Genomic DNA, 5,205 nt, shown 5'->3' on the forward strand with positions numbered 1-5,205 from the left:
AAACCTTTTATTTTCTTTGAGACATTGATTGATGCTGATGGGGAGTTCCCAACTCATGATTTTGGTAACTTTTTCGGTTAATTAATGTGGTTCTGTCGCATAAATCCCCCTTCCCGACGTTATCTGCTATCATACGCTGTCAGCCCCGGACGGGATGATAGTCTCCAGAAGGCGCAGGGAAATTTGCCAATCCGAAGTGCGCGATAGCGCGCGAGGGAGGCTAAAATTTTATCCCGAATAGCCGTAGAGCCATTTGAGGTAGCCATGACTGAGCTGCTTTGTGCTCAGTCTGTGGCGGACGCAGGGCGGCTGGAGCATCTCCTATTCGCTGCGTAGGTGAACGAATTACGGCGACAGGAGTCCCGGAATTTCGTGAGGTAGCATGGCGCGCCTAGCCAGCCATGGGATCGTTAGCGAGGGCTATTACCAAAAGAAGAACTAACTTCCACCAGAACTCGGCAAAGACCTCGCTAAATCAAAAAATAAATTCTCCGAAGACGAACTACCAGAAACATCTACCTGAGCAACTAAAGAATATACATTATCACCATTTTGCCACGTCAAAGTTGTGTTAGGAACACCAAAATCATCAACCTCAACTGTGTACCTTGCAGGTAGACCATTCACACTAGAATTAAACTCCTCCGCTAAATACCAAGATGTATAACCAGAAGGCCCACCCATACGCTCAATCAACTGCAAATAGCCCAGAGTGTCATCCTTAAAAAAATGACGCACAGCAGACCAGCCAGCAGAACCAGCAGAACCAAAAGTATTACTACCCAACCAATCCAACCCCCTAAAACCACTTTTACCCAAATCCGTCGGAACAAAAGACGTGTACTCCGACAAACTAGATAAACCATCATGAACATCCCCAGGAGAATAATCCATGTACTTGCCCATCCGAGTCTGCATGTTGTTTAAATTACTTTCCAAATCAACAACCGAATCCACCTGAAAAGAACCAACCTCCCGCATCTCTTTGAAAGCCGAACGAACCTGACTTACATAATCAACATTCTCCGCCAAGAACCGATCCGAAACCTCCAGCAAACCACCACGAGATAAATGCGCCTTGTCCATTTCCTCTTCTAGACTAAAATCATCACCCTTAACCTCAAGAGCCAACAAACGTGAACTGCGAACCCCATCAAGATTGCCAAAAACAGGCTCAGAAAAACCCCGTTTCAAACCCCGAGACTCTTGATAGTAATAATAAAAAACAGCTATAAAAAATAGAAAGACAACAGAAAACAAAAAAATTAACGATCTATTAGACAAGCGATTAAAAAAATTATTAAACATAAGCAAAATTTCCAAAATTTAACCTGATTAGCAAGAATATTCCGCTAAATTTCCTCAGCGATTCAGAGCATTTAATGCTGTCCAAGTAAACAATACCTTCGCTAAAATAAGGGAGAGAAAAAACTAAGGTCGGGGAGTCCCTACTTTTGCGAAAGCTCATTTTGGGCGTCCAAGCCCAAGTTCGCGGCAAAAGCTTAACGGGACTGATTAAAATCTGCGATGCCCTGATTCGCCCTGCGTCCACTTATAAAAACCCTAGAGGGGTTTTTATTTAGTTACCTCAAATGGCTTGACGCGATGTCGGAATGCCTTGTATTTTCTCTACGCAAAAAGACGCTTCGAGAAAACACCCGGCCCTATCGCTATCACGGACTAAAAATCTTCACTTCGCTTAAGCTCCGTTTCCAGGATTTTCAGCGATGGCCAGAGATCGGCGAAATACTAGGTCACCACATATTTTTGCAGCGATATCGCTGTACATCTTGAGCATTCTTTCTTGATTTCAGGATAGTTCTACAGCAACAATTGGGGCAACTTACTTCTTGATAATATTTCATCCGAGGAATTATGATGTAAACCTTTTACTTCTCCTAGTTATTTAAGTGAAATAACAGATTTAACCCACCACCAACTTTAAAACCAAAGAAGCAGAAAAGCTGAGTATTATTGAGTATTTAGCTTTTTATAACGGCAAACGTACTCACTCAAAACTAGGTTATCAATCACCATTACAATTTGAGCGAGAATTTTATAGGGAAGCGTCTTAAAAAGTGTCCTGTTTTTGTTGGCCATTACACTTGGGCTGGGATGCCCAAAACAAGCTTTCGCAAAAATAGCGACTCCCCGAACAAATTAAACTAAAAAGCATGAATTAAACGAAGCTTAAGAACCCGAGACCTAGGAACATAACTTAACGAGTTAACCAACGGCAAACTAGAATCCCGAGAAACAACACCAGCAACAGCAAGAGAAGAATCCCTCAACGGCAAAGAATAAATGTACTGAGTAGACGTCCAATAAGAACCCCCAAAATCCCCCAAATCCCCGATCATGTTCCCCATCATGATAGTATCAGAAGACTTTTTCTTATAAGCTACAATAAACTCAGACATAACCCTAAACTCAGCCGCCGACGGCAAATGCCAATCCGAATACGAAAACCTACCAGGACTGGCAAGTTTTATAGCATCCCCAGCCTTCAAACAAGAAGACCCCTGAATAGTATAAGTGTTAACTTCACCAGAACCAAGACGGTCGCCAAAAGCCACTGGAACAGCTACATTAAGACACCCCCAAGCCGCTGAACCCCTAAAATCCTTCCACTGAACCTCCATACCCCTAGTGCCATTAGAAGACACAATAAAAACCAATCCCCCAGCAGGACCAACATCACCCAAAGAATAAACAGTAGAAGGACTAAAATCAAAACCATCACTAGCAGAACCAGGAGGTACATGATTAGAACCAAGGGCACTACCTATGCCATTAGCAGGCTTATTTCCAGCCCCAAGTGGCACAGTATTACTAGAATCAGGGGCCGAAAAATTATCAGAGTTAAGAGCTGTAGGATAAGGACCACCCGAAGGACTCGAAGCGCCCGAAGAGGAAAACATCGACTGCTGATAACGATCCGAGGCAATATTAACCCTATTCCAAAAAGAAGAAACCTTCGTCATGTATGAATGGTCAGACTTCGCCTGCTCAAAAACAGCATCCGAAGCAATCAAAGAGCCACGAAAATCACTGTTAAGAACCCCCATATCAGCGATAGCAGAAGAGCGAACCTTTTTATCTATGATATAAGGTGTTGAAGCCACAGGGAAATCCCCCGAACGATCCCAGACAATACCCAAAGCAGAATCAGGAATGGAAAGCTCATGATTCTTCTTCTCCGCCGCCGCCACACCACCAGAAAACAAACAAAACAAACAAACAACAGAAAACCTTTTTAAAATCATCAAAATAAACTCCTAAAAAATAGATAAAAACTAACCAAAGTTTATCAACACCCTACTACTTACTATTCCACCAATGAACCCATTGGCTATAATTCCCAAAAAATTGATTTCCATATAAATTACAATCCTTAGCATAAGTATCAGACAACTGCTCCCAATGCAAAGAAGATAAATAATTAGCCAACTTATTAGCATTCATATTATGATCCCGCAAATACCCTGGTCCCTTGTAAAAATGACGACCGTAAACCGCAGCACTACGATTATAATTATCGTCATGATGAGTGGCAGACGCGATGTAATCAAGACGTGTCTCACTAACAATCCTATGTTCAAAGTAATGAGTCCCACCCCAAAGAAAGTAATGAGCCGAGTCCGTAACAATAGCATATAACTGACGAGTCCCCTTAGACACCTCAGTCCAATTTGCAACAGCAGAAACTGAATCCCAAGTGACTGATTCATTCCGATTCCAGTCATCATCAAGAATAGGGAAATGACAATTAGCCCTAGAAAAATGATACCCAGAACCATGCTGTTGCCGCACTCTATGAGCTATCTTCTTAGGGAACCCATTCCTATATGTAGTGTAATTATCATAAACCTCGAGAGGTATCCGCCAAGCCCAAACAGAATTCCCAAAAGCCAAAAAAATAATAAAAATAATAAAAATAAATGAATTTCTGACTAACACCTAACAACTCCTAATAAAATTCACTTAAAGAGAACCAGCCAACGCAAAAACCTCACGCTTCAAAATATCCAAAGAGACCCCTTCCGAACCCACAGTTATAGAAAACTTTCTATTGCCCTTAGCCCAAACCAAATCAGCCCTAGAAAGACCAGTAGGCCCGCGAAGAACAACATAAGCAGAATCAGCACCACCAACCTTAGAATTTAAAAAACGACCTGGATACAAACGAGGGTCACCCTCAGAATATAAAACCTCTTCTAACTTAATAAAACCTAAACTTTCATGCTTGTAATAACGAGAAAACCTGTTTTTAACAGCAGAACCCGAAACCCTACCCGAGTTATGACCAAGGTACTTCGCACCAGACAACAGAGAACCAGAAACATCAACAGGGACAAAAGACAGACCAGACAAAGCCGAGGACAACGACACAGAATCCAACAAACCCACATGGTCAGATTCCATGTGGAAAGTCATGGAGTTATACTCACCAACCTTTATAAAACCATCTTTCTCCAAAGCCTCCAACCACTCTGAAAGCTGACCATCACGCCGAGTGAAATCTAAAGCCCCCTTAGTCTTAGTCCCAGGGCCGTCAGACCCAAAAGAAGTACCATCAGAAACCGCAACGCCAGAAAAAACACCCGACAAAACAGACAAAACAACAGCACTTTTTAATCTCATCATAATAACCCCCTAAAAGCAAATAAAATAAAACTAGCAGACGCGACAAGCTACCTCACGAAATTCCGGGGCTCCTGTCGCCATAATTCGTTCACCTACGTAGCGAATGGGAGATGACCTGGCCGCCCTGAATCCGCAACGACTGCGCACAAAAACCTGCTCCGTTAAAACTACCTCAATGTCTGCACGGATTTTCAGAATACTTTAGCACCCCAAATAGTCTAGACAATTAATTAAAATTTCTTATTCCTAAACTCTAAGCTGCCTCATCCCGTTTATTATTAAATAAAATATTTTCTTGATAGACTTTCATTGGCTTTTTATAATCCAAATATTCATGAAAGCGCCTATCATTATAAAATTCAATATAATCATCAATGTCTTGTTGTAAATCTCCTATCGAATCATATTCATTCAGATAGAGCCGTTCACATTTCGCACTTCGCCAAAACCGTTCGATACCCCTTATGGGTTGTCTTAGCAATTACCCTTGATCGACAACACTGTCCTGACCGGGTGCGATTAAAAGTACGGTGAATTTCTCAAAATATTAAGAAGCTT

The 5,205-nt window shown here is 41.9% G+C and carries 6 protein-coding genes and 2 pseudogenes; 1 reads left to right on the plus strand and 7 read right to left on the minus strand.

Annotated features, from left to right (window positions below):
* Positions 1–119: 119 nt before the first annotated feature.
* The 3 genes and pseudogenes from CDZ78_RS22375 to CDZ78_RS24595 all read right to left on the minus strand — a co-directional run.
* Entirely contained in the window at positions 120–266 is a 147-nt protein-coding gene (locus CDZ78_RS22375) for a hypothetical protein (protein ID WP_167374402.1), read from the minus strand.
* A gap of 172 nt (positions 267–438) precedes the next feature.
* Positions 439–1,323 (minus strand): hypothetical protein, encoded by an 885-nt coding sequence (locus tag CDZ78_RS18580; RefSeq protein WP_140414208.1) that lies wholly within the window; start codon positions 1,321–1,323, stop codon positions 439–441.
* Positions 1,324–1,763: 440 nt separating this feature from the next.
* Positions 1,764–1,865: pseudogene (locus CDZ78_RS24595) on the minus strand (IS1 family transposase); the annotation flags it as partial.
* Positions 1,866–1,946: 81 nt separating this feature from the next.
* On the opposite strand from CDZ78_RS24595, the pseudogene CDZ78_RS24420 reads away from it, so the two are divergent.
* Positions 1,947–2,075 (plus strand): annotated as a pseudogene (locus CDZ78_RS24420) (IS3 family transposase); the annotation flags it as partial.
* Between the two features lie 90 nt (positions 2,076–2,165).
* Here the strand turns inward: CDZ78_RS24420 and CDZ78_RS18590 are convergent.
* From CDZ78_RS18590 to CDZ78_RS18605, 4 genes are all read right to left on the minus strand, one after another.
* A complete protein-coding gene (locus CDZ78_RS18590) occupies positions 2,166–3,269 on the minus strand; it encodes a hypothetical protein (RefSeq protein ID WP_140414209.1) in 1,104 nt (367 codons plus the stop codon).
* A 52-nt stretch (positions 3,270–3,321) separates the two neighbouring features.
* The gene (locus CDZ78_RS18595) at positions 3,322–3,813 is read right to left on the minus strand and encodes a hypothetical protein (protein WP_140414210.1); all 492 of its coding nucleotides are present in this window, start codon (positions 3,811–3,813) and stop codon (positions 3,322–3,324) included.
* Positions 3,814–3,984: 171 nt separating this feature from the next.
* A complete protein-coding gene (locus CDZ78_RS18600; RefSeq protein WP_087871311.1) occupies positions 3,985–4,647 on the minus strand; it encodes a hypothetical protein in 663 nt (220 codons plus the stop codon).
* A gap of 253 nt (positions 4,648–4,900) precedes the next feature.
* Positions 4,901–5,128: an integrase core domain-containing protein gene (locus CDZ78_RS18605; protein WP_087871312.1), complete on the minus strand. Its 228-nt coding sequence runs from the start codon at positions 5,126–5,128 to the stop codon at positions 4,901–4,903.
* Between the last annotated feature and the right edge of the window lie 77 nt (positions 5,129–5,205).

Origin of the sequence: Bathymodiolus platifrons methanotrophic gill symbiont, assembly GCF_002189065.1 — a bacterium.
Classification (GTDB): domain Bacteria; phylum Pseudomonadota; class Gammaproteobacteria; order Methylococcales; family Methylomonadaceae; genus Methyloprofundus.

Excerpts from the sequence above, each read along its gene's own strand:
- CDZ78_RS18600 (WP_087871311.1), bottom strand. The coding sequence starts at position 4,647 with ATGATGAGATTAAAAAGTGCTGTTGTTTTGTCTGTTTTGTCGGGTGTT.
- CDZ78_RS22375 (WP_167374402.1), bottom strand. The coding sequence starts at position 266 with ATGGCTACCTCAAATGGCTCTACGGCTATTCGGGATAAAATTTTAGCC.